General features: G+C 52.8%; 20 protein-coding genes. All 20 read right to left on the bottom strand.

All coding sequences use genetic code 11. The features are described from left to right. Positions 1-2: 2 nt before the first annotated feature. A complete protein-coding gene (locus P9J57_RS08335) occupies positions 3-443 on the bottom strand; it encodes a DcrB-related protein (protein WP_014605540.1) in 441 nt (146 codons plus the stop codon). Positions 444-455: 12 nt separating this feature from the next. Continuing rightward, positions 456-1,271, bottom strand: coding sequence for a hypothetical protein (locus P9J57_RS08330; RefSeq protein ID WP_483279463.1), 816 nt, complete (start codon positions 1,269-1,271; stop codon positions 456-458). Between the two features lie 123 nt (positions 1,272-1,394). Beyond that, the gene (locus P9J57_RS08325) at positions 1,395-1,913 is read right to left on the bottom strand and encodes a hypothetical protein (protein WP_024472413.1); all 519 of its coding nucleotides are present in this window, start codon (positions 1,911-1,913) and stop codon (positions 1,395-1,397) included. Continuing rightward, positions 1,888-4,452 carry a type VI secretion system Vgr family protein gene (locus P9J57_RS08320; protein ID WP_483279462.1) on the bottom strand — a complete coding sequence of 855 codons (2,565 nt, stop codon included), beginning with the start codon at positions 4,450-4,452 and terminating at the stop codon, positions 1,888-1,890. The genes P9J57_RS08325 and P9J57_RS08320 overlap by 26 nt, the downstream gene beginning before the upstream one ends. Before the next feature lie 11 nt (positions 4,453-4,463). Beyond that, positions 4,464-5,927 (bottom strand): serine/threonine protein kinase, encoded by a 1,464-nt coding sequence (locus P9J57_RS08315; protein ID WP_024471006.1) that lies wholly within the window; start codon positions 5,925-5,927, stop codon positions 4,464-4,466. 29 nt (positions 5,928-5,956) lie between these two features. Beyond that, a complete protein-coding gene (gene tssH / locus P9J57_RS08310; protein WP_483279461.1) occupies positions 5,957-8,566 on the bottom strand; it encodes a type VI secretion system ATPase TssH in 2,610 nt (869 codons plus the stop codon). A 53-nt stretch (positions 8,567-8,619) separates the two neighbouring features. Beyond that, positions 8,620-9,669: a type VI secretion system baseplate subunit TssG gene (tssG, locus tag P9J57_RS08305; RefSeq protein ID WP_116219944.1), complete on the bottom strand. Its 1,050-nt coding sequence runs from the start codon at positions 9,667-9,669 to the stop codon at positions 8,620-8,622. Next, positions 9,666-11,543 carry a type VI secretion system baseplate subunit TssF gene (gene tssF / locus P9J57_RS08300; RefSeq protein WP_483279460.1) on the bottom strand — a complete coding sequence of 626 codons (1,878 nt, stop codon included), beginning with the start codon at positions 11,541-11,543 and terminating at the stop codon, positions 9,666-9,668. The genes tssG and tssF overlap by 4 nt, the downstream gene beginning before the upstream one ends. Positions 11,544-11,545: 2 nt before the next feature. Then, positions 11,546-12,121: a type VI secretion system baseplate subunit TssE gene (tssE, locus tag P9J57_RS08295; RefSeq protein ID WP_013026236.1), complete on the bottom strand. Its 576-nt coding sequence runs from the start codon at positions 12,119-12,121 to the stop codon at positions 11,546-11,548. Beyond that, positions 12,111-12,938 (bottom strand): type VI secretion system accessory protein TagJ, encoded by an 828-nt coding sequence (locus P9J57_RS08290; RefSeq protein ID WP_019106469.1) that lies wholly within the window; start codon positions 12,936-12,938, stop codon positions 12,111-12,113. Before P9J57_RS08290 ends, tssE begins: the two co-directional genes overlap by 11 nt. A gap of 16 nt (positions 12,939-12,954) precedes the next feature. Next, positions 12,955-13,968 carry a hypothetical protein gene (locus P9J57_RS08285; protein WP_483279459.1) on the bottom strand — a complete coding sequence of 338 codons (1,014 nt, stop codon included), beginning with the start codon at positions 13,966-13,968 and terminating at the stop codon, positions 12,955-12,957. A 10-nt stretch (positions 13,969-13,978) separates the two neighbouring features. Further along, positions 13,979-14,770: a PP2C family protein-serine/threonine phosphatase gene (locus tag P9J57_RS08280; protein ID WP_013026239.1), complete on the bottom strand. Its 792-nt coding sequence runs from the start codon at positions 14,768-14,770 to the stop codon at positions 13,979-13,981. Continuing rightward, complete coding sequence (gene tagH / locus P9J57_RS08275) at positions 14,767-16,662, bottom strand: type VI secretion system-associated FHA domain protein TagH (protein WP_014593984.1); 1,896 nt, start codon at positions 16,660-16,662, stop codon at positions 14,767-14,769. The genes P9J57_RS08280 and tagH overlap by 4 nt, the downstream gene beginning before the upstream one ends. Before the next feature lie 256 nt (positions 16,663-16,918). Beyond that, the gene (locus tag P9J57_RS08270) at positions 16,919-17,473 is read right to left on the bottom strand and encodes a hypothetical protein (protein ID WP_483279458.1); all 555 of its coding nucleotides are present in this window, start codon (positions 17,471-17,473) and stop codon (positions 16,919-16,921) included. A 10-nt stretch (positions 17,474-17,483) separates the two neighbouring features. Then, entirely contained in the window at positions 17,484-18,326 is an 843-nt protein-coding gene (locus P9J57_RS08265) for an N-acetylmuramidase domain-containing protein (RefSeq protein ID WP_483279457.1), read from the bottom strand. A 73-nt stretch (positions 18,327-18,399) separates the two neighbouring features. Continuing rightward, positions 18,400-18,882: an Hcp family type VI secretion system effector gene (locus P9J57_RS08260; protein WP_024471000.1), complete on the bottom strand. Its 483-nt coding sequence runs from the start codon at positions 18,880-18,882 to the stop codon at positions 18,400-18,402. Positions 18,883-19,548: 666 nt separating this feature from the next. Further along, on the bottom strand, positions 19,549-20,214 hold the full coding sequence (locus tag P9J57_RS08255) for a hypothetical protein (protein WP_483279456.1): 666 nt from the start codon (positions 20,212-20,214) through the stop codon (positions 19,549-19,551). An 84-nt stretch (positions 20,215-20,298) separates the two neighbouring features. Beyond that, the gene (tssC, locus tag P9J57_RS08250; RefSeq protein ID WP_013026244.1) at positions 20,299-21,798 is read right to left on the bottom strand and encodes a type VI secretion system contractile sheath large subunit; all 1,500 of its coding nucleotides are present in this window, start codon (positions 21,796-21,798) and stop codon (positions 20,299-20,301) included. Continuing rightward, on the bottom strand, positions 21,798-22,328 hold the full coding sequence (tssB, locus tag P9J57_RS08245) for a type VI secretion system contractile sheath small subunit (RefSeq protein WP_028715281.1): 531 nt from the start codon (positions 22,326-22,328) through the stop codon (positions 21,798-21,800). The genes tssC and tssB overlap by 1 nt, the downstream gene beginning before the upstream one ends. Before the next feature lie 80 nt (positions 22,329-22,408). Beyond that, on the bottom strand, positions 22,409-23,431 hold the full coding sequence (gene tssA, locus P9J57_RS08240) for a type VI secretion system protein TssA (RefSeq protein WP_483279455.1): 1,023 nt from the start codon (positions 23,429-23,431) through the stop codon (positions 22,409-22,411). Position 23,432 lies beyond the last annotated feature (1 nt).

Here is a 23,432-nt window from a genome sequence, read left to right as displayed (position 1 = left end):
GCTTATGCTTTCCGCGGGTTGTTCAGACTCAGGCTTTGTTTGAAGGCACTCCAACGCTGTCCGTCTTCTTCATTGAAAGCGCGCATCGCGGAGAGGGTAAAAATCATTAAGATGTTGCTATCCGGAACCCGGGTCGCCAACTGTCGCTGCCACACGGCCTGTCCGTTACGATCGAATGCGGTTTCAACTTCTAGCGCACGCAAAGCGTTATCCGCGCCAGCCGTAACCCGAACAAACTCAGTCTGCTGAATATGGCCCATCTGGCTGCGCAACGTGTCCCACTGGCGCTGAAACTCTTTTTCCGCATCGCTGTCTTCAGGAATCACACCACGGCTCACCACTAATGCCAGTCCGCTGGCGTCATCCCGCAAAATATTCATGGTGGTGTCCTGCCAGGCGGCAGGAAACAGCGCAAAAGCGCCTTCATTAAACTGATAATTCATAGGATGTCCGTTTTATTGATTGTTTGTGGCGGGTGGAACCAGGCTACGATAATCGCCATCCGCGTTATCGGCATTTGTGAGTATCTGTGTGTTATCACGAGCAACTTTGATATCAAAAAGCCGGGGAGAAATATCCGGGTCCCCGCCGCAACTGACGTCATGGTTGTCTTCACGAACCGTGATGATGTAGAACGCCTTCTCACTGGTGTCATCCAGGTCGTATCTCAGACATTGATCATCAAGCGCGGTGAGGTGATAAGTATGAATCGCGTTCGTCGCTAAGGCGATAGCCTGATCAGCGCTGACTTCATGTTGCTCTGCACTCATGGTGGTATTCAACATAATGTGGCTGACTTTTTGCTGGTCAATTTCGAACATCAACTGCTTCTCACCCATCTTATAGATAAGCCACTGCTGATTATCACTGTTATCTTCTTTTCCGGATCCATAGGCTTTCTGAACCTGTTCCACGCTATCGCCGACGATTATGTTACGAGCCGTCGGCACGCTGGCACCGTCCAATAGGATCTCTGCCAGAATTGCATGGCTGGCGTTTCCTACCGCCGTCGCGCTGAATAACTGAAAGCCTTCATAGGTATGTTGGTAATAGTTGTACCGCTGCTCATTGATGACGACTTCTCCGGCCACAACGGAACTCAGGGCTTTGCCTGCGCGTATGAAGCTTTGGTTGTTCCATGCGTCGCCGGGGGTGAAAGCGTAGTCGTTTAGCAGGACCGAGAAATCGTTATTGCTAAGTGGAGGCGCTGATACTGTCGGCACCGTATTTGCCTCGCTTAAAACGGATGTTAGCAAAAACGCCAGTGCCAAAAAAAACCTGATTAACGTCATATATCTTCTAATGAGAGAGGGGCATTCGAGCAAGATAATCGAACAGGGAAAAAATTGCTGCTGAGTGTTGTGCCTAACGGTTATTACTGAGAACGAGTCTCTTTAGTCTTCAGTGGTAATAATGACTCTACTCAGGCAGTCCGGATTTTTAGCCGTGAACGAAAAGGTGATAACCTGCCCGTTGGCATCAGGGGATGATGTGTAGCTGGTGAGCTCATTTTCAGACTGTCCGCGTGGATAATCCGTTAACCGGATAGCCTGATAATGTTCTTTTATGTCATTAAGTGTAATGCATTTCCCTTGTGGCGAAAAACTCAGAAAGGGAGCCATTCCGTCAGGGGTTTTACTCAAGCGCAACTCGATATCGCTAATCAAGGAAGCATCGTTAAGCCTGACCCGGTCAGCGCTGTAAAAATTGATATATTCATTCTGACTTTTTAATGTGAACGCCATTGGGGCATTGTGAATAGCTTGCACAGACAAACTTTTCACACTGGAACTCATCTGAGTGACAAAACTCCATATATCATTTGCTTGCATCTTTGCTTCCACTAATCCGCTTATAAAAAAACCTGCCACTAATATGACTGATAGTTTACTTTGACGGGTAATTTTTATCATACCAACCTCCATAATAATCTTCGTAAAACTCCTTAGTGGTGGAGGTCTGTTCACCCTTTCCAAAGATGCGCCCAATTTTCATTCTTGCGTCACTCTCAGTTATGTCACCTTTTTGCAAGGAGTCGAAGATACTGTTGTAATCCTTCTGATTCGCAGCATTACCGGCTATACCGATGTCTCCCCCCTGATTAGCAATGATTTCACGCTGTACACGAATATTATTTAGTGTGGCAGCGCCTTCATCACTGAGTGTACTGTTCAGATAACTATTCTTAGAACTCAGATCAATATTGGGTTTATAGAGTGCATGCCCACTCTCATGTGACAGCGACTGGACGACTTTAGCGGCGTTATTCATCTGGCTTTTATCGACAATTATGATACGTCCCTGACGATCCGCTGAAGTCCCCTTGCCCGCCTCACCTTCTTTAAACACCCATCCGCGCTTTTTCAGTGTAGTGATATCCTGTTTCATGGTAGGTGATTTCTCAACCAAATTATCGACATCTTTGCCATAACCGCTAAAAGAGGATGTTTGAACACGCGTGGGATTAGCCACATTATTTGAAGCGTCGGCAGGTGCGCTTGCCAGCGCACCTGCCGTATCAGGCTTTCCCGGCGTAAATTTCTCCTGTACGGCCGCATCAATATCGCCTTTGTGGCCTGCACCCGGCGCAGTTGTGCCAGGTTTAGCCCCCGACGTATTCAGATTCAGTTTGCCACCCGTCGTAATATGTCCATCGTTCTCAACAAAGAAGTTAAAATCTTTTCCGATAAGATTTATTGTTCCGTTGGCATTGAGCTCGATAGCACTTTCACCAGAAACAAGCCTCAACTGTGTTCCCGACGCCAGAACATACTGTTCAACTACGGCATCAACTTTACCCTGGCCAGTCAGGATTTCGGTTCCGCCTTTTACAGCCTGACTCTGATTCGCTTCAACCCTATGCAGCTCATTTTTAGCAACATAGTGGCTTCGTTCTCCACCAACGCTGTGCGTTTCGTCATTTTTGACGTTGGTATCCATGTTCTTCTGCGCCTGGATCCACAAATGCTCCTCGCCCGCCTTATCCTCAAAGCGTAATGCGTTCGCGGTATCCGCAGTGCCGTCTTTCGAGCGACTCAGAAAGCCCATTTGTGTGGCTGCAGCCGGTAGTGCCCATGGCGGCATACTGGCTTCGTTATAAACGCGGCCAATGATCAACGGACGGTCTGGATCGCCGTTGATGAAGTCCACGACGACCTCATCGTTGACGCGCGGGATCTGCACCCCGCCGAAGCCCTGACCCGCCCAGGCACTCGATACGCGCACCCAGCACGAACTCGTGTCGTCGCCCTTCGCCAGACGGTCCCAGTGGAACTTCACCTTCACCCGGCCGTATTTGTCCGTCCAGATGCTCTCGCCTTTCGGCCCCACCACCTTCGCCGTCTGCGGGCCGTGCGTCTTCGGCCACGGCGTCTCCGGCTTCGCACGGTACGTCACCGCCGCCGGCAGCACCGTGAAGTCGATGTTGTGCCGCGTGGCGCCCACGTCGCCGCTCGCGTAGCTGTTCTCTTCAAAGTCGTAGTGCGCCGACGTCACCAAGTATTTGCCGTTGTCGCTGAAGTGCGGCGCGTTCAGCAGCGAAAAAGTGTAGCCCGGCGCGATGCCCGTCGCCGTGCCGCTCCCGCTCACCATGTGGTGCTCCACCTGCCACACCTCCTGGCGGATACGCGCGTAGTATTCGCCGTGACCGTGCTCCACGAAGCGACCCGGCCAGTCGTAAACGTCCACTGAGCCCGGGGTCGGCGACACCGGGTTCTGCCGCGCCTGCAGCATCCACGCGTTCGGCTTGCGGAAGTCGTAGTCGTCCGTGCTGTACATCCCCGGCGTCACGCTTTCCGACAGCGCCCACTGGCTCACGCCCTCTTCCGTCACGCTGCCGCCCGACGGCGTGACGTGGTAGGCTATCGTTTCGTAGCCCGGGAACGCCTGGTGCTGGTCCGGCGCGTCACACAGCACCAGCGTGTGCTTGTCCGCCTCGTGACGGAAGAAGTAGTACATCCCCTCCAGCTCCATCAGCCGGCTGATAAAGTCGAAGCTGCTCTCCTGATACTGCACGCAGTATTCCCACACCCGGTAGCTTCCCGCCAGGCGCGTTTCCACGTTCACTCCGTACTCCTTCAGCAGCGTCTGCACAATCTGCGGCACCGTCTGGCTCTGGAAGATGCGCAGGTTGCGGTCGCGCTTCATCGGCCACAGATCCGACTCCACCGTCAGCCCGTAAACGGCGTAGCGCACGCCGCCCAGCTCCTCGCTGCGCACGCCTATCTGAGTAATTTTGCCGTTGATGTAGCGCGGATTCACCGCGCTCAGCAGACCATCCGTCGGCAGCGTGAAAGTGACCGGCTTGCCCAGCAACGACTTACGATCAATGCGCGCGTCGGTGGAGAGCAGCTCCGCTTGCAGCACGAACGACTGGGACAGCGCTTCGCTGCCGCTCAGACGTCGGAACAGCAGTCCTTGTGCGGGAAGTTGTACAGTAATACGTGAGAACATAGACATACCTGTTAAATATGGGGATCAAGTAACCAGACGCCTTGCTGATTAATGGTTAACGTTTGTTCACGTTCGCCACCCTGACCTGTTACAGAAAACGTGTAGTTGCCGGGTGCCAGCTGCAGCGCCGCAAAGCCATTGGCTGCCGGAACCACTGCCTGAGGCTTGCCATTCACCTGAACACGCTCGCCGGGCTGGAGCTTAATATAAACCTGCGCCACAGGTTCAGGCGGTGGTGCCACCGGCTCCTGAGGTTTTTCCGGCTCGGCCTGGGCGGTCTGGGTTTGCACAGGCGTTGCAGCAGGTTGTTCAGCCGGTGCCTGAGTGGCTGGGGCCGTTTCGGTCTGTGCGACATTGGCAGGTGCATCACCTTCTTTGTCGCCGCCCGCCATCAGGACACCGACGCAAACCCCCACCAGCACACCTGCAGCGACCAGACCCGGCAGAGCAAAGCGGTTACGCATCAGCTTTTTCAGCGGTGTTGCCGGAGTGGCAGCCGCCTCATCCTCTTCCTGAACCGGTACCAGCATGGTACCCGGCCCACTGTGCTTCACTTCAGGCAGCGGTTCGGGTGCTTTCTCTGGCAGCACCATTGAGGCCGCGAAGGCATCAATGCTCTGTGGACGATCTTCCGGCTTCAGCGCCAGCGCGCGATCAACGGCCGCCAGTAAGGTCTGGCTGTAGCCGGCCGGTGCACGCTGAACCAAGGGTTGATAGTTATCTTCAATACTGCGCACCACGCTGACCGGCGGCGGTGCGCCGGTGATTAACGTGTGCAGCACGGCACCCAGCGCGTAAATGTCCGTCCACGCGCCCTGTTCGCTTTCATCGTTATCGCTGTACTGTTCAATCGGCGCATAGCCCGGACGCAGCATGGTTTCACTTTCATCAGAAAGGTTACCGATGGTTTTGCGCGCGGAGCCGAAATCCAGTAATACCGGATCGCCATTGCTCTGGATTTGAATATTATCCAGCGAGATGTCGCGGTGCAGATAGCCCGCATCATGAATGGTCTTGATGGCACCCAGCAGCGGTGGCAGCAGGCGACGTATCCAGTTCTCATCAATCAGATGGGGATGGCGTTCACGCATGTTAGACAGCGTGGTGCCGCTGTAAAACACCGTGCCCATATAGGCCGTATCGTTTTGCACCCAAAAGCGCAGAACGTGAAGCAGGTTCGGATGATTAAAACGTGCCAGCAGACGGGCTTCCTGAATAAAGCTGTTCAGGCCCGCATGGAAAGTTTTACTGAATCGCTCACTCCGCAATACCAGGTTCAGGTCGTCGCTGCGCACGGCCAGCGACGCGGGCATAAACTCTTTAATCGCGATATCGCGCTCCAGTTGGTGATCCCAGGCACGATAGACAATGCCGAAACCGCCACCGCCGATGACATCTTTGATTTCAAACTCATTAAACCGGTAACCAATCGGGAGGGCATTGGGTACATTCTGGTGATTATCATTTTCCGACATATTCGAAAGCTCTCTGATAACAAACGGCTTTAGACAGCAAACTGGCAAACAAACTCGCCCTGATCACAGCTGACCTGCACGCGACGATAACGTTCATCACGAGCATGGGCGCTGAGCAGTATCTGGCTCATCTGCGGCAACAGGGTATTTGTCAGGATGGCATCGACCATGCGACCTCCAGACTCCACTTCCGTACAACGCTGCACGATCTGGCTGATGACCGAATCGTCAATAATCGCTTCAATACCGTGGTTCTCTTCCAGGCGGCGTACAATGCGCCCCAGTTGCAGCTTAACAATCTCTGCCAGCATCTCGTCACTGAGTGGATAGTAAGGCACCACCAGCAGACGGCCCAGCAGTGCAGGCGGGAACACCTCCAGTAAGGGTTTACGTAAAGCGGTGCTGAGCGCATCAGGATCCGGCATGAGTTCCGGATCGGCACAGAGCGCACTGATCAGTTGCGTACCGACGTTAGAGGTGAGGATGATAATGGTATTGCGGAAATCAATGTGGCGCCCTTCGCCATCCTCCATCCAGCCTTTGTCGAATACCTGGAAAAACAGCTCATGCACATCAGGATGCGCTTTTTCAATCTCATCCAGCAGCACGACGCTGTAAGGACGACGACGCACGGCCTCCGTCAGCACACCGCCTTCACCGTAACCTACATAGCCTGGAGGGGCACCTTTCAGCGTTGAAACGGTGTGCGCTTCCTGGAACTCGCTCATGTTGATGGTGATGATGTTTTGCTCTCCACCATAAAGCGATTCGGCCAGCGCCAGCGCGGTTTCGGTTTTCCCGACGCCTGACGGGCCACAGAGCATAAACACACCGACCGGTTTATTGGGATTGTCCAGTCGGGCGCGTGAGGTGCGAACGCGTTTGGCAATCAGATCCAGCCCGTGACGCTGCCCAATTACGCGCTGATTCAACGTGTCCGCGAGGTTAAGCACGGCGTCAATTTCGTTTTTCACCATCCGGCCCAGCGGAATGCCGGTCCAGTCGGATACCACTGCGGCAACGACGCTGGCGTCAACGGCAGCAAACAGTAACGGGGCTTCACCCTGAACCGCATGCAACTTCTGTCGGGTTTCATCGAGTTGCTCGCGCAGGGAAGTTTCGCCTTCGGTTACGCAACGCGCGCGCAGGGCAATCAGCTGTTCGACCAGCTCACGCTCCTGCTGCCAGCGGGCGTCCAGCGCATCGCGCTCTGCTTCCAGGGCAGTGCGCTGGGCGGCAATCGTGGTCTGGCGGGTTTCATCACCCAGCCCCACTTTGACTTCACGTTCGGCGATCTCCGCTTCGATTTCCAGCGCGGCCAGACGGTGCAGGCAGTCTTCCAGCGCGGCAGGCTGTGCGCCCTGGCTGACGGCAACGCGTGCACAGGCGGTATCCAGTAAGGCTACGGCTTTATCCGGCAGCTGGCGGGCAGGAATGTAACGGTGAGAGAGCTTAACGGCGGCGCTGACGGCTTCATCCAGTAACAGCACCTGATGGTGTTTTTCCAGCGCACTCACGGTGCTGCGCAGCATCAGGATCGCTTTTGCTTCATCCGGCTCCTGCACCTGAACGGTCTGGAAGCGGCGGGTCAATGCAGGATCTTTTTCGATGTATTTCTTGTATTCCGCCCAGGTCGTTGCGCCAATCGTGCGCAACTGTCCGCGCGCCAGGGCCGGCTTTAACAGGTTGGCGGCATCGCCTGTACCCTGCTGACCGCCTGCACCGACCAGGGTATGAATTTCATCAATGAATAACACAATCGGCGTAGGGCTGGATTGCACTTCGTTAATCAGGGCCTGTAAACGCGCTTCGAATTCGCCTTTCATGCCGGCGCCTGCCTGCAACATGCCAATATCCAGCAGCCACAGTTGCACGTCACGAAGCGGTGCCGGTACATCACCGGCGGCAATGCGCAGCGCCAGCCCTTCTACCACCGCCGTTTTACCCACACCAGCTTCACCGGTGAGTAACGGGTTGTTCTGGCGACGGCGCATCAGGATATCCACCATCTGGCGGATCTCTTCATCACGGCCCGCAACCGGGTCGATTTTGCCGTCGCGCGCTCGCGCGGTCAGATCCTGCGCATACTGCGCTAACGTGCTGTCGCCCGCCGCCGGAGGGGCGGCAGCATCGCCTGCGGGCTGAACCAGCGCCTGCTGAACTTCTTTACTGTTCGCCAGCAAGGTATCGAACTGCTCCAGTAAAGCATCGGCGTTCACGCGTGAAAACTGGGGGGAAATGCCTTTCAGGACGCTGGCGAGCGTAAAGGTCTTCAGCATACCTATCAGCAGGTGACCACCGCGAATGCGGGTCGCACCGTATTTGAGTGATGCATAAACCCAGGCGCGCTCAACGGCGCTGTCGATGTGTTCTGCGAGATCGGACACCGCACCCGCACCGCGCGGCAGGCGGTCCAGTGCAGCGACGATATCCCGCGTCAGCGCGTTTTCATCCAGTGAAAAATGCTTAATCACCTGCTGAAGATCGCCATCCTGCTGCTGCATGAGCTGATGCAACCAGTGCACCAGTTCAACATAGGGGTTGCCACGCAGTTTACAAAAGGCGGTCGCACTCTCAAGCGAGGTAAATAACAGCGTATCCAGTTTGCCGAATAGCACGGCACGGCTGATCTCTGACATATCGGTTCTCTTTATTGAAAGAAGCGGGCTAACTATCGGGGAAAGCGGTTGGGCTATGACGGCGTAGCTTCAACCTCAAAGGCAAAATCTTCACGATCGACAGGCTGCGGTTGCTGTCCAAGCCAACTGGTGTAGCCCAGCCGCGCCTGACCGCCAAGGGTTACGCCCTTAACGGCATCGGCTGCCAGAATCAGGCTGAGATCCCACTGCATCTCAATACCCAGATAGTGGCGCACCCAGTCACGCACTTCGCAAGCGCCCTGCGCGTTGGGTAAAAAACGTTCGTACTGCTCGGCGCTCAGTGGACCGATACGCAGACGAAAACGATGCTGGACATCACGAACGGCCACACCGAGAAAGGCCGATTCACCCAGGCGCGGCATATGGCGACCGGCCGACAGACGGGCCTGATCGCGGCTGTCCAGGGATAACCACTGCGGCACGTTCTGTTGCAGCTTAACCGGAACGGCAAAGTAGTGACGCAAAATGCGTACCAGCCCTTCGGCATCGTGACCGTGGCGGCTGAGATGCCCTGACAGCATGAGGCGCGCATGCAGACTCAGCGAACTGGCTTTCTGCTGGGCCGGTAACCCAATACCGGCCACGCAGGCCAGATAATCCTGAAACCGCCGATCGTCGCGGCGATCCAGGGAGCTGGTTGGCTGTGAATTAGCCCAGGCACGGTAGAACAGCAGCGTGGCACGATGATGAAACAGATCGGCGAAAGCGCTCAGGCTGTTATCCTGATGGTGATCGATACGTCCGCGTACATATTCCGTCAGGTGCGTAGGGAGAGGACCGTTGGGACCAAACAGCCCAAAGCTGTAAATGGAGACGTCGTAGCGTTCGTCCTGCTCACGCGCTTTAACCTGTGACACGGTCGATGGTGCAAAGGCCAGGGATGGCTTTTGCCCAAGACGCACGGCTTCAAATTTGGGCAGTGGCGCTTTACCTAAGGCATAACGCTGCCCACTCTGGGCGTCCAGCTTGCGTAGCAGCTGAAACAGATCATAGCGCCAGGGCGCGGCCATCACGGCCTGCCAGAAACCGTCAGGCAGACGCACCGCCCGCTGTAGGGGAATAACGTGCGCCGTCTCACTCATAGCAGCGCCTTTTTGCCCATGCGCGGCGGCCAGTAGCCCACTTCGCCGCGCTGCTGGCTGCTCAGGGTGAATTCGGTAAAGCTGTTAAGCGCCACAAGGCGAGAAAAGACCCGCTCCAGCACGCTGCCGAACAGCCAGGGGCTGGCACCCGAAAACGCCTGCTCATCCACCTCAAGCGCAATGCTGACCCCGCGCGCAAACACCACGGGGCCCGGCTCGGGCACCCGGCGGTGAACGGCTTTGAGGTTGCAGTGCCGAATTCCGTCAATTTGACGCGTTAGCGGCGTTTCGGCCAGGCTGGCATACAGGCTCAGCATCTGGCGCAGTGCCGCAGCCCCTTCGCCATCGCTGCTGTCCATCAGGCTTAGATAGTTCATCTGCAGATGACTGATGAGTCGCCATGCTGAAAGCCCTTCAGCCAGCGCCGGACGCGGTGGCGTCGGGCCTTTGCACAATTTAAGTTGCCCGACAGGAATGGAATCCGGCATCACAAAGTTGGCCTGCTCTTGCTGTAGCAGCATCAAAGGCAGGTCACGGCTGGTGCACATCACTTCCGCAGACAAATAGCGGATATCGCTGTTCCACGGTGTATGATTTTGATCCACCAGGGAGAGAAACACTTCAGAACCGATATAGCCCGTTCGGGTGCCATAGCGCAACGCGTGCTCAGAGAGCGTGCGCTGTTCACGACGCAGGGAGAAATACGCGCCATAATCCCCGCCGTCATGGCTGAAGGTGCTCCAGAACGGCCGGAAGATCTGCTCTTCTCGCTGCCCTTCGACAGAGGCAAACAAGCGCTTCACCGAATGGATCTCATAGTCCAGCGGACGAATGTTATCGACCACCAGGTGATACTCGTGCTGACTGTCACTGACCTTAAGCCGCTCGGCGGTTTTCGGGAACAGGTTAATGACCGGCGTGCAGTGCAGGGCCAGATGGCCGCTGTCGACAACGCTTTCCAGCGCCGCATCGGCCTTATCCAGCAGGATGACGATGTCAAACGACAGGGCGTTATCGCAGCGCTGCAGGAAAGGCGCCAGCTGACGCAGGCTGATAAACTGGAAGCGTGCCGGGAATGCAAAATACTCCTGCAACAGGCGGTAGCCGTCAAAATTACGCAGATCGTCGGGCAGCAGGGCCTGCTCGGTCGAAAAGCCTTCCTGTTGAAGCGCGTCATCCGGCAGAACCTGACGTTGCGGTTTTGCTTCCACGGACTGCAGGATGATCCCGACACGATGCTGCATCAGCAGCTCCATCAGTTTCAGGGCCTGGATATCGGGTCCGCTCAGGAAAAACATCACGTCATCGAGACTGAGCTGGCTTAACGATGAAATGCCTTCGCAGGTGATGCGGATACGGAGGGCGCTGGACGCCGCCGTCGAGCCGCCCGCTTTCAACTCGCCTAACGGGATATCCGCTGGCACGCCACCTAACGACACATCGCTGATACGCAGGGGCTGTAACATCACATCGTGCGCGGTGGTATAGCTGCAGGTGACGCCCGTTTTTTTCAGGTTCTGGCTTTCCATCATTGTGCCGCGCGGCACTAAGAAACCGTTGCTGATATCGCCTTTGCGGCTGTCCGGCGTGAGCTGGGCGATGGCCATCGACGGCGTAGGTGAAAGGTAGCCCGGTGCCACCATTTCCAGCATCCGCTGAGAAAAGCGTGGAAACTCGGCATCCATCTTTAACTGCACGCGTGACGTCAGAAACGCGAAACCCTCCATAAGTCTCTCGACGTAAGGATCGGCGACGTCAATGCCGCGCATACCAAGCCGCCCGGCGACCTTGGGATACTGGGCAGCAAACTCCGCGCCCATCTCGCGCAGATAGGCCAGTTCACGGTTGTAGTAATCAAGCAGCTTGCTGTCCATGATTAACCTGCATCCTGTAGTTCAAAATGGCCGCTCTCTAAATCAACCTGAGTGCGGAACAGAAACTCCAGCGGGTACGGCACGCACCATAACCGGCCTTTAATCTCAATCGATAGTACGTTGTGCAGACTCAGAGAGGTCAGGTCGCTTACGCAGCGAACCTGTAAGCCCTGGGGTAAAATGCGTGGCTCAAAGTGCAGAATGGCATCGGTCATTTTCCGTTGCATATCCTGCCACTCGATGTCCGAGATATTCTGTCCGGCCAGGGGGGCCACGCCAAAATTCAGCACGGAACGCTGGACCTCCGTCAGGTCGCTCAGATCGTGCTGCGCCTCGTTATTGATGGTGTTGAATAACCACTGGAGATCGCGCAGAACATTACGTCGCAGCGTACTGTGGGTAATAATCGAACTGTTGCCTGACTCGGTGGTTTTATCTGGCGCGTCGTCTGTCAGCCTGTCCAGCAGGGACGACTGCAGTTTGTCACGCGCCGTCAGCGTGTCGCGATTTTTGCGCGCACGATAGCCGCCATGCAGCTGCGAATAGCCGTCACCGGACGAATTGTCATTACGACTCATGAGGTAACTCAGTTTCGTTGAAAATAAGCTGCTGCAGCGTCAGTAAGGGATAATCTGCTTCATCGCTGAGCCACATCTTTTGCCCGTGACCGATAAACTGACCGTCATCGCTGCCTGATTCCTGCCACTCCGTTACGCTTGCCCGCAGGAAGCGTTCATCAGCCTTGTCCTGAAGCGGGTAGCGCACCGGAATCTGACAAATTTGCTCACTTCCGTCCACCAGCTGCAGGCGAGTATGGCGCCAGACCAGATCCGTGACGCTTGCCGGTGCCTGAAATTCTATTTCACTGATGGCAGCAAACGGGATCCAGTAATAATGTCCATTGGCGATGGCCTCACAGACCGGTCCGAAGCGGCTGTCACCATCCATTATCCAGGCGAACTGGCTTTCCCCCTCCTGGGTTGTGGCCGTACCGGCGCTCGCCTCTGCGCTTTCCAGCGCCTGAGCACGCAGTGCCGCACCAACGGCCTTGTCGCCCGCTATGTCCGCTTTCAGCGCGGCCAGTAAAACCTGGCACCACGGCCAGGCGCTTCCTGGCAGTTGCGGCTCGGCTTCACCGCGCAAAACCGCTGCACGTTTCTGTTCGCCCTCAATGGCCTGTTGCAGCAAGGTCACGGTGGGCTGCGCCTGAGGCAGCATGGCCAGCCAGGATTTCAGCTGTGTCTGCGCCCTGCTCCAGTTACCGTCAAGGCACAGGAGTTGCACAAACGCCGCGCGTAAATCCGCATCAGCAGGATTCGCCTGAATTTGCGCAGTGATGCTGGACAGGTTTTCCGCCAGGGTGGCATTGGCCAGTCGCTGTTGTAATGAGTCCATTCAAACTCCTTATGCCTTAGTTGATGGTGCGATACACGGCTGCGGCCGGATCTTTGAGTTCCGGATGCAGTTTTTCCACCAACTGCACCTTAATGGATGCAGGGCTGCTTAACCAGGGTGACCAGATCTTACGCACTTCCTGCAGGCGCGCACGCAGCGCATTTTCGTCTGCCGCTTCACTGGCGGGCATCTCAACCACCACCTGGTTTATCGCCTGCCAGCCGTTAAACTGCTGGCTAAATGGCAACACCAGCCAGCTGTCGGGTGACTTTTCATCACTCAGCACCATGCGTTCGCTGTTAACCGTGGTAATGGTCAGTTCATCAACCTGCTGTTTATCGTTCAGGCCCGCAACCGGGAACCCCTGCAGAAAACTCACGGAAACGGATTTGGTCGCGTCTTTGCCCGTCTGGGTCAGCGTGCTGTGCCCGCTTAACCAACCATCTTTCCCGCAGGTGACGCCCTGCTTAGCCGGCACAAACAGGGCGCTGGCCTGCGAGGGCTGATGCCACCAGGTGCGGAAATGGCAACCGTCCAGCAAGCTAAACTGGAGCCACGGTGTGGTATCCGCCGCTGGCGAATTCAGCACGACAGGCGCGGCGGGCGAGCTGACGGGCGCCTGCTGCACCGGCGCCTGTTGGGCGGGCTGAACCGGTTGAACGGGCTGTGCAGCGGCAGGCGGAGTCACCACCGATTTCCACTGCTGCGCTTTCGCGGCCGTACCATTGGCCAGTGCGGCGCCCTCGGTATCGGTTAATTGCCAGTGCAGCTGCTGTAACGGCTTACATTGTGAGGCCATCAAGCCCGCAACGCGCGGCAGGAAATCACTCAGCACCGACGCATCTTTATCGCCATGCGTCACAATGCGCAGGTTTACGGTGCTCTTACACCAGCTCGACAGCTGGTTATCTTTTACATCATCAATCCAGACATCCAGTTTCTGAGTTGGCGACTGCACAATGCGATAGTTCTCTGCAAAGGCATGTGTACTCAACAGCAATGCAGTCAGGCCCACTAATCCATATTTCATGTTGGCGTTCTCAATCTCGAAGAGGGAAAAACTGCGCCGCATCAGACAGCGAGTGCAATAAGGTGGTGTCTTCTGGTGAACCTACCCACACAGCCATGGCGCTGAAGTTGTCCTGTTGACCCCCCTGCGGTTGGCTGTTTTTGATAATTTGTTGCATCAGGGTCAGCCACTCTTCTGGCGTATTCACCATATGCAATGATTGCTGCATTTGTTCCAGCGTCACGCCATGCCAGAAACCATCCGTACACAGCAAAAAAGCATCCCCATCCTCAATAGGCACCACATCGCTGTAACTGGCATCCCGCTGTTCATCGCCCATGCCTAATGCAAAATAGAGCAGGTTACTGTTAATGCCTTCTGTCTGGTGCCCGGCATCTTTCATTTGTTGAATCAGGCTGTGGTCTGTGGTCACGTGGTAGAGATAGCCCCGACGAAACAGGTAAAGCCGACTGTCGCCTGCATGCGCCCAGTAGGCCAGTTCATAGTCTCTGTCGATAAACAAACTCACCAGCGTGGTGCCCATGCGGCTGTGCTGACTGTTTGCTTTTTGCTGTTGCCGAATGGCGCCATTGGCATAATTCACATAATCGCGAATGGTTTGTGCATCGAGATGCGCATTGCCATCAAAGGCTTCCATCAGGCTACTGCGTGCAATTTTTGCTGCCACGTCACCGCCGGGAAACCCTGCCACACCATCACACACCACAAAGCAAGCCGAACGCTCGCCGATGCTCTCACCGGTTTGATCCTGATTGCTGGCGCGGTCGCCCTGATTCGACGTGGAAGCAGTAGAGATATTCATGCGTCATCCGTGTGGGTTTGTGAGTCTTTATACTGATTTACTTCCATGTCGTACGCGTGCAAGAAGGCTTCGCCAAACAAGGTATGGAAGTCATCTTCAATTTCACCGGCAGTTTCGCCATAGCGCTGGATAAAATGCTCCCACAGCGCGGCTTTACGGCTGCCGGGTAGTCCAATGCGCGATACGGAACCGTTTTGACGCGCTTCTTCTTCGAGCTGATCGGGGTTAAAGGACTGCAGCATGGAAGCAATAATGGCGCGAATCCCGGCAATCATCCCTAACTGGTGCGCCTGGAGGTCAATCAGAGCGTCACGCACGGCCTGGCGTGGCGGCATAAAACCTGGCATACGGCTGCCAAACATCTGCATCAATACGGTTTTACCCGACGGCAGCAGCTTAAACGGGTTGTTAGCATCATCCAGGATCACGGTCATGTCGGCTTTTACACCGCGTTTTAAAATCGATCGGGAAGACAGCAGTGCCACCGTTCCCTGCGAGAACATGCTGAGCATCTGGCCGAACTGCCGCATCTGCTCGCGATCGAACTGCGGTGTCGGTTGCAGATCCTGCAGGCCCATACCTTCCAGCAGTGCATCCAGCAACTCGCCCTTTAAGGCATCGCCGCTACTGGCGTTGCCACTCTGCTCGGTCCCGCCGCTGTTATTGTGCGAGGCAACCGGATCGATGCGCAGCCGCCCTTTTGGCGTGGGCGAAGGCGTGCGTTGCACCGCCTGCGGTGTTGGCAAGGTAATGCCGCCGTAATCAATCGGGCTTTGCGCTCCTTCAGGCTGGGCAGGCTGCGGTTGAGGATCGAAAGCGGGATCGTGAGTGACCTGCGTTTCCGTGTGATCAAACAGCGGTGAACTGCTTAAATCAGCCAACTCAACCGGTGCAGTATCCAGGATATCTGGCATCGGCTGGTGATTTTCTTGCGGCTGTAATGGCGCCGCTTGATGGAGTTCTTTCTGCTGCAAGGGTGCAGACTGATGGTTTTCTTTCGGCTGCGATGGCGCAGCCACAGGTTGCGAAACCGGCATATCTGGCTGAGCCAGCGGCACGGCACCGCTCATCATTAACCCCAGCGGATCGTCATGATGACGCGGGTCCGGCGTGGTCTGGCTGCCAAACAGATTTAACGGGTCCACGTCTGTGGAGGTTTCCTCTATTTTGGGCTGCCCTTGCGCATTTTGTTTTGCCGACAAGGTGCTGGGCGTGCGGTCATCAAAAATGCTTTCCTGAGCAAACAGTGCATCCTCTTCATCAAACAGGCTGCTTGTCTTAGGTTGTTGACCGATATCTAGCGGTTTATCGCTCATTAACTGAGCCAGCGGATCTTCGGGATTACGGTTTGCCGCTGTAGAGGTTAACGGATTTGCCTCCGGCATTTCTGGCGCAGCACTTTTACGTTTCGATAAATCATCAGAAATTGAAAACTCTTTGGCAAGGCTGTCCCAGATCTCGCTGGGAATGGCAGCCGTGCTGGCAGCCGGCGCCTGTACAGGGACCGCATTGGGTACGGGCTGCGGCTTAGGTGCGGCTGCAGCGGTCAACGGAGGCTGCTGCGATTGCTGCTCGCCATTAAGATCGTTAACCAGCAGGCGATAGTCGTCGATGCCGAGAATATCTCCGTCCTGCAACTCCACCTGACGTCCACGTTCAAGCGGGATGTCATTCAGCAGCACGCGCGTAACGTTACCGCGGTTGGTCAGGCGACATTCACCCTCTGCAGTAATATGCACGATAGCCTGCAGGCGAGAAATAGTGCGATCGTCGTCGGGCAATATCAGATTATTATCCACGCCTCGACCAATAGTGCCGCCTGGAGGAAGAAAATCGAAACTGATTTGCGGCGGTTCATGGCCGGGTTTAGCGGTTATTATCGTAAAGCGCATCACGGATTCCTGCGGTTAGCTGTTCGACATCTATATCGCGCGTCTCTCGGGGAGAAAGGCGGGATATAGGTGTAAAGGAAGCTGACTTAAAAAGAACAGTTTGTACTTGGTTAAAAATGAAGAAAAATTCATTTAAACTTAGTAAACCCTTTAAAACCAATGAATATTAATTAATAACCATCCAATTTAATATTATAAAAAAATCCGACCAACAAAAGCCAGTGGTATTTATACACAATACCACTGGCTTATTTAATTACTTCAACTTTAAATATAGCGCTTTCAACTCTTTGATGTTTTTAGCTCCGGACGCACCGATTTTTTCCGTAAGCCCTTGATCAATAGAAATATCGCCACTTTCATTATCAACTGAAAAAATAATTGCTTCATCAGATGAAGCATTTGGGGAAGAAGCTTCATAAATCACAGCAATTTTTGTCGAAGCATCATTATCTTTAGAGATGATACCAACCGACTTGGTTGCAGCACAGGTCTCGGCTTCCCAATTATCAAAACCTATAGTAGGGATAACTTCACTTATAGTTGGTTCTTTCTTTGACCACCCGATGAAACACACGTCATTATCCTGAGCGTTAAATCCATGCCCGGAAATAAAACTACCAACTGTTTTATTATTGCTAATCAAAGCAAAACTTTGTCCATCAACTGGCGATCCGCCGCTTATCATTTTATCAGTAGATTTTTTAAACAAATCCTTCTGAAATACTGCACTTTTGATTGGATGAAGATATGTTTGTGCAACCGCATTGCATGATGTCAGCATTGTTATAACAATGAGTAAATAACGCATGATTTCTCCATCAATTTTTTAAAGCAATCTGATAATTATTAGCCAGTTTATTATCATAGTCGTTTTGTTTGTACTTTGGACCATTATAAGCCCTGGCGAATGTGCTCCATTGCTTGTTTTGCAGCGCAGGAAGTAAATGCGGCGTATTTTTAATAAAATTAACGAATGCGTTTAATTGTCCCTGAACTGTTTCCATTGATTTTACAAAATCGTCAACATTTCCAAATCCTGCAGCACGATAATTTTCGCCCATAATCTGAAAAGCACCCCATGATGCAGATTGTAGTGCGGCAGTCTTATCAAGGGCTATAGCTTTGTTAAGCTTGCCATATTGGGCGCTAAATTTACCGTAACCACCAGAGTTCTTGTTAGAAATTTCAGGATCACTATCATACTTACCATTTGTTAATCGATGAAAATAATGCCTTTCATATAATATAGTCGGACGCCCATTTTCATCGAAAGCACCACGAGGTGTCTCAGTCAAAACGACAGATTTTATAGCCGCTATTTCACATCCAAGTTCTTTTGCAGCCTGTGTTAATTGCTCATTACTAAATACAATAGCGCGAGTCGAACGGTTCGTATTTGTATGAAATGAAGAATGCACAACAAGATTACGCATGGTTATTCCGTTAGGAGAAATAATCCCATCCGGATCTTTCATCTGCACAACCTTATCCTGAAATTCTTTTATTCTATTAATTGTACTGGGGCCAATAACGCCATCGACATTCAACTTATTTGCAGGCGTCGTTACCAAACTATTTTTGTTTAGTAATGTTTGAACCGTAACGACATCAGCATAGAGATTCCTTTGTCCAATTCCAACAGCTGCACTGATCCTTGCCATATGCGAGCCTCATTTCCGAAAGAGGGATTTTAACGAGGATTATAGGCCTCTTTTGAAAGAGGCCTTGTATATATTATGCTTCTTTGTTTTCTTTGATGTTCCAGCCAGCGCTGCTTTCTGCGCCTTTACCACCAGAAGAAGTCTGCTCCCAGTATTGCTGTTTCACTTTTGATGCCTGGAAAGCATAAGTCACACCCACGGTGTCGCCATTATCAGCACCGGTATATTGCACTGAAGTTACGAGAACATCATCCAGGGTAATACGTGTATATTCCACCTGTTGACCACCTGCTTTACAAACAGATAATTCAACTTTGGTAAGGTGCTTACCGCTTGCACAATGCTTCAGGATAGCCGTGGTAGATTTGTCAACCAGCGCATTAACATGCAGGTCGTTAAAATTCACTTTACCTGCACCACCGCCACCGCCAACACTCATATTGCCAGGTTGAGACGCTCCCCATGAAAAGGAAGTGATATCAGTCCAGCCAGAGTGGTTTGAATCTTTCGATTCACCGGTAACACCTTCTACTTTCAGGAACATATCAATAGCCATAATATTTACTCTTCGTTGATTAAAAGGATCTTGCTTATAAAAAGCATCTATATGACAAAGAGAAAAGCATGGGGCTGAATAAAACAGTCCATATTTTACTTTTGCCTCAGGTTGGAATCTCTATGGTTAGGACTCCGTGGAGTTAACGATTTAGCGCCACTCCAAATTGTAATAATGACACTACTCATCATTCAGACTAGACAAACAAATGTTCTTAAGCTTAAAATTCGACTGATTTGCAATTTACAAGGAAAGAAAATGAAAAAAAACCTGCTTATTTTAATTATGTTCATGCTAGTGCTGTTATGCATTTATAGTGCAATTGATATTGGCAAATCATTGTGGTACACATTAGCTTACGAATCAATGAACACCTTTGTCTTATCTACGATTTTAGGAAAACTCTTGTTTTTAACTTTAGCCCTAAGTGTGTTTGCAATAATTTTTAAGCGATATAAACGTTAAATCCTGGATTTTATTTTTTCGGCTTGAGCATACGTGATCAAGGTTATGGCTATTGATAGAAGAATAAAAATAATATTCATTGCTATTTTTAGCCCACTTACCTGCCAGTCGAACCAGAATAGATAGTAGCCAGCAGATGTGAAAAAGACCAAAAATGAAATGAACATCAACATGTAAGACAGTAAGTAACTTAATAATTTTTTAGACATCTTTCACTCCATTGAGAAAGTGATTGAAGATGACTTTATCATTCTCACCATGTATTGCTTGATAATTGACAGCTTCAATAAACGGTTTAATATTGTCCTCAACAAGGAAATACAGCAGATCAAGATCGCCACTTCCTCTTAGCTCATTATAGATATTTTTGTTTAATTTAAGTAAGTCGTAAGACTTATAAACTGAGCTTGACATGGCTGACCCGACACTCAAAACACCTGTTATTCCTAAAGATGTCAGAAATTTGGGAACGATTCGTGATACAAATAGTGATATTAACTCATTTACAAATATCATCTTGAAGGCAAGTCCACCTACTTGCTTCCCGGACATCTTTAAAAAAAGTTGTTTTGACTGTTCTTCTGAAAGACCAGACAGATAACGCTTTATAATGATATTAACGAGTCGCCTAACTTCTTCAGAAGAAACACCTTTTTTAATGAGCGCAATAAGTCTGATTTTATCTGTTTGATTGCGCCACCGGTGTTCAGTATCCATATAATCTTTAGCGATCATCCAAATATCTTCAGGTATCTCTAAAAAACCTTTTCCTACATTGGTTGCAAACACTTCAATGCCACTTTTCTTACGAGGCATGATGAGATTTAACATTCCCTCTGCAATTTCTTTAGGTGAGTCAGATGACATCGCCCTTCTCCCTTACCTGCTCTTATTACACTCAATGCTTAACTGTTAAGGACCGGTGTTAAACACCGGTCCTTAATTACATCTTTAATTCTCGTTCGACTTCAGCGAAGGCAGTTTCGATACCAGACGCAGCGAAACGGTTAACCCTTCCAGCTGGTAATGCGGACGCAGGAAGAATTTTGCAGCATAGTAGCCTGGGTTGTCCTCCTGCTCTTCCACATTCACCTCAGCCGCAGCCAGTGGCTTGCGTGATTTGGTTTCCTGAGAAGAGTTAGCCGGGTCACCATCGACATAGTTCATGACCCAGTCATTCAGCCAGCGCTCCATTTCGTCGCGCTCGCGGAAGGAACCAATCTTGTCGCGCACAATACACTTCAGGTAGTGAGCGAAACGGCAGCAGGCGAACAGATAAGGCAGCCGCGCTGCCAGACGCGCATTGGCGGTGGCGTCAGCATCGTGGTACTCAGCAGGTTTTTGCAGCGACTGGGCGCCGATAAAGGCGGCAAAGTCAGAGTTTTTGCGGTGAACTAACGGCATAAAGCCATTCTTCGCGAGCTCGGCTTCGCGGCGATCGCTGATGGCGATTTCCGTTGGGCATTTCATGTCTACGCCGCCGTCATCGCTTGGGAACGTGTGGCAAGGCAGATCTTCAACCGCCCCACCCGACTCCACGCCGCGAATGGATGTACACCAGCCGTATTCTTTGAACGAACGGTTGATGTTGGCCGCCATGGCATAAGCCGCGTTGGTCCAGCTGTAGTTGCTGTGGTCGGAACCGTCGGTCTGCTCTTCAAAATCAAAGCTGTCCACGGGGTTGGTGCGAATACCGTAAGGCAGACGAGAAAGGAAGCGCGGCATCACCAGGCCCAGATAGCGGGCGTCCTCAGACTCGCGCAGGCTGCGCCAGGCAGCATATTCGGTATTCTGGAAGATTTTGGTCAGATCGCGTGGATTCGCCAGTTCCTGCCAGGATTCCATCTGCATTACGCTTGGGGCTGTCCCGGTGATAAACGGACAGTGTGCTGCAGCACCGATACGCGCCATTTCGCCCAGCAGCTCGACGTCCTGCGGGCTGTGATCGAAATAGTAGTCGCCCACCAGGCAGCCAAAAGGTTCACCACCAAACTGGCCATATTCCTGTTCGTAGATTTTCTTGAACAGCGGGCTCTGATCCCAGCCCACACCTTTATAGCGTTTCAGGGTGCGGCTCAGCTCCTGCTTGGAGATGCTCATAAAGCGAATCTTGAGCATCTCATCAGTTTCGGTGTTATTCACCAGATAGCTCAGACCACGCCAGGCGCTTTCCAGCTTCTGAAACTCTTCGTGATGAATAATCTGGTTAACCTGCTGAGACAGCTTTTCGTCAATCTCAGCGATCAGCGCCTGAATGGTGCGGTAGGCATCGCTGGACATGGTCACGGTGTTTTCCAGCGCCTGCTGCGCCAGGGTTTTTACCGCGCTTTCTACAGCTTCGCGTGCCTGGTCGCTTTTAGGACGAAATTCTTTGTTCAGTAACGCGCTGAATTCATCCTGACTAAAGCTGGCACCGCCCTGCGATTGTGGTTGTTGAGAAGTCTGGTTCATTACTGCTCCTCCTTACCTTCAGGGGTATCCGTTTGCTTAGGCACGTGTGACAGCGCCTGCAGCAGGGTCGGATCCTGTAAAATCTTGCCGATCAGCTCTTCGGCGCCGTTTTTGCCGTCCATATAGGTCAGCAGGTTGGAGAGCTGGGTACGTGCTTCAAGCAGGCTGTTTAGTGGATCGACTTTGCGGGCAATGGCATCAGGAGAAAAATCGTCCATGCTTTCGAAGGTCAGATCGATGTTCAGTTTGCCGTCACCGTTCAACGTATTGTCTACCTGGAATGCCGCACGTGGCTTCATGGCTTTCATACGCTCATCGAAATTGTCGATGTCGATTTCCATGAATTTACGGTCATCAACGCTGGCCTGCGGCTCCAGCGGTTTACCGGCTAAATCGGCCAGAACACCCATAATGAATGGCAGCTGAATTTTACGTTCTGCGCCATAGACTTCCACGTCATATTCAATCTGAACGCGTGGCGCGCGATTGCGGGCGATAAATTTCTGCCCACTGGACTTCATTGTTGGCATGGTTCTCTCCATAAATAATGCGCGGGTATAGGCTCGCAGGAGGCGCGCAGGTCTCGCTGCGTAAAGGCTTGACTGTTAGCTTAGTCGCGGCGTCCAAAAATGTTTTCTAACTGATGTACACCATCGGGCGCGAGATCGCGAATGATGTCCATAAAATCGAGTTCGATAAGGCGCTGTACCCTGTCAATCATCAGCGGTGCCGGGTGGCTCGGCTCATGCTGACTAAAGTACTGTTTGACTTTTTCCAGCATAAGTTGGGCTTCTGCCCGCGAATTCAGTTGGGCACTGCGCCAGTCGGTAGCCGCACGTGGTGCAGCGACGCTGGGCTGCTGCTCCGGTGCGGGTGCGGACTGCATCGCCGCCGCCAGGGAGTGTAACGATTCCATATCCGTGGCCTGACAGCGCTCATTCAGCATTGCCATGCTGCGTTGCAGCTGACTCATATCCGGCAAGGCCGTTTCATCCAGCTTTTCAATCACGATGCGGCGAATATTTTGCAAACGCTCGGCAATGTTTTGAATCGCTGCGATGCCCGGTTGTTCCCCTCGTGCCAGTTCGTCATTCAGACGCGGCAGTCCACCCGGATAATCTGGTACCTCTGTTTTACTGCCGTCACACAGCGCCGAAGCATCACGCAGCGTAATACCGTCGGACGCATAGCGCATGAGCCATGACTGACGAACGGCGGCCGTAAGTGCCGACTGGTCGCCCAGCACAGCCAGCGCGTTGATGCGGTAAAACGGATCGTGCTCGCCGTCTTCTTCAAGGCGAGGCCAGAGCGGTTCCCAGAACTGCAACATCGCCTGTTCAACCAGTTGCAGGCCCTGTGCATAGCCCGGTAACCCTTTCAGGCGCGTCCAGGCATGTGTCAGGGTCAGCATGACACGTAGGTCTTTGCTGCGGCTCATCAGTTCCAGTGCAAGCTTTTCAACTTTGTTCCAGTCCGCTGGCTCAGCCGGAATAATGGTGTTACCGAACTGCTGTTCGGCTTTTCCCACGCTGGCCTGCTCCATCGCCTGAAAGTCCGCGTCGTACTCCAGGTTTTCACCGCACGGATTATCGTGGCTTACCGGTATCAGCAACGTGTCAATATCAATACTCATC

Source organism: Pantoea sp. nfd-35 (assembly GCF_056892255.1).
The sequence above is the reverse complement of the archived record's forward strand: the minus strand, read 5'-3'. Positions and strand labels throughout refer to the sequence as shown.

What these genes read in the sequence shown, in the direction of transcription:
- P9J57_RS08335 (WP_014605540.1), bottom strand. Translation starts at nt 443, where the DNA reads ATGAATTATCAGTTTAATGAAGGCGCTTTTGCGCTGTTTCCTGCCGCC.
- P9J57_RS08325 (WP_024472413.1), bottom strand. Translation starts at nt 1,913, where the DNA reads ATGATAAAAATTACCCGTCAAAGTAAACTATCAGTCATATTAGTGGCA.
- P9J57_RS08320 (WP_483279462.1), bottom strand. Translation starts at nt 4,452, where the DNA reads ATGTTCTCACGTATTACTGTACAACTTCCCGCACAAGGACTGCTGTTC.
- P9J57_RS08315 (WP_024471006.1), bottom strand. Translation starts at nt 5,927, where the DNA reads ATGTCGGAAAATGATAATCACCAGAATGTACCCAATGCCCTCCCGATT.
- tssH (WP_483279461.1), bottom strand. Translation starts at nt 8,566, where the DNA reads ATGTCAGAGATCAGCCGTGCCGTGCTATTCGGCAAACTGGATACGCTG.
- tssG (WP_116219944.1), bottom strand. Translation starts at nt 9,669, where the DNA reads ATGAGTGAGACGGCGCACGTTATTCCCCTACAGCGGGCGGTGCGTCTG.
- tssF (WP_483279460.1), bottom strand. Translation starts at nt 11,543, where the DNA reads ATGGACAGCAAGCTGCTTGATTACTACAACCGTGAACTGGCCTATCTG.
- tssE (WP_013026236.1), bottom strand. Translation starts at nt 12,121, where the DNA reads ATGAGTCGTAATGACAATTCGTCCGGTGACGGCTATTCGCAGCTGCAT.
- P9J57_RS08290 (WP_019106469.1), bottom strand. Translation starts at nt 12,938, where the DNA reads ATGGACTCATTACAACAGCGACTGGCCAATGCCACCCTGGCGGAAAAC.
- P9J57_RS08285 (WP_483279459.1), bottom strand. Translation starts at nt 13,968, where the DNA reads ATGAAATATGGATTAGTGGGCCTGACTGCATTGCTGTTGAGTACACAT.
- P9J57_RS08280 (WP_013026239.1), bottom strand. Translation starts at nt 14,770, where the DNA reads ATGAATATCTCTACTGCTTCCACGTCGAATCAGGGCGACCGCGCCAGC.
- tagH (WP_014593984.1), bottom strand. Translation starts at nt 16,662, where the DNA reads ATGCGCTTTACGATAATAACCGCTAAACCCGGCCATGAACCGCCGCAA.
- P9J57_RS08270 (WP_483279458.1), bottom strand. Translation starts at nt 17,473, where the DNA reads ATGCGTTATTTACTCATTGTTATAACAATGCTGACATCATGCAATGCG.
- P9J57_RS08265 (WP_483279457.1), bottom strand. Translation starts at nt 18,326, where the DNA reads ATGGCAAGGATCAGTGCAGCTGTTGGAATTGGACAAAGGAATCTCTAT.
- P9J57_RS08260 (WP_024471000.1), bottom strand. Translation starts at nt 18,882, where the DNA reads ATGGCTATTGATATGTTCCTGAAAGTAGAAGGTGTTACCGGTGAATCG.
- P9J57_RS08255 (WP_483279456.1), bottom strand. Translation starts at nt 20,214, where the DNA reads ATGTCATCTGACTCACCTAAAGAAATTGCAGAGGGAATGTTAAATCTC.
- tssC (WP_013026244.1), bottom strand. Translation starts at nt 21,798, where the DNA reads ATGAACCAGACTTCTCAACAACCACAATCGCAGGGCGGTGCCAGCTTT.
- tssB (WP_028715281.1), bottom strand. Translation starts at nt 22,328, where the DNA reads ATGCCAACAATGAAGTCCAGTGGGCAGAAATTTATCGCCCGCAATCGC.
- tssA (WP_483279455.1), bottom strand. Translation starts at nt 23,431, where the DNA reads ATGAGTATTGATATTGACACGTTGCTGATACCGGTAAGCCACGATAAT.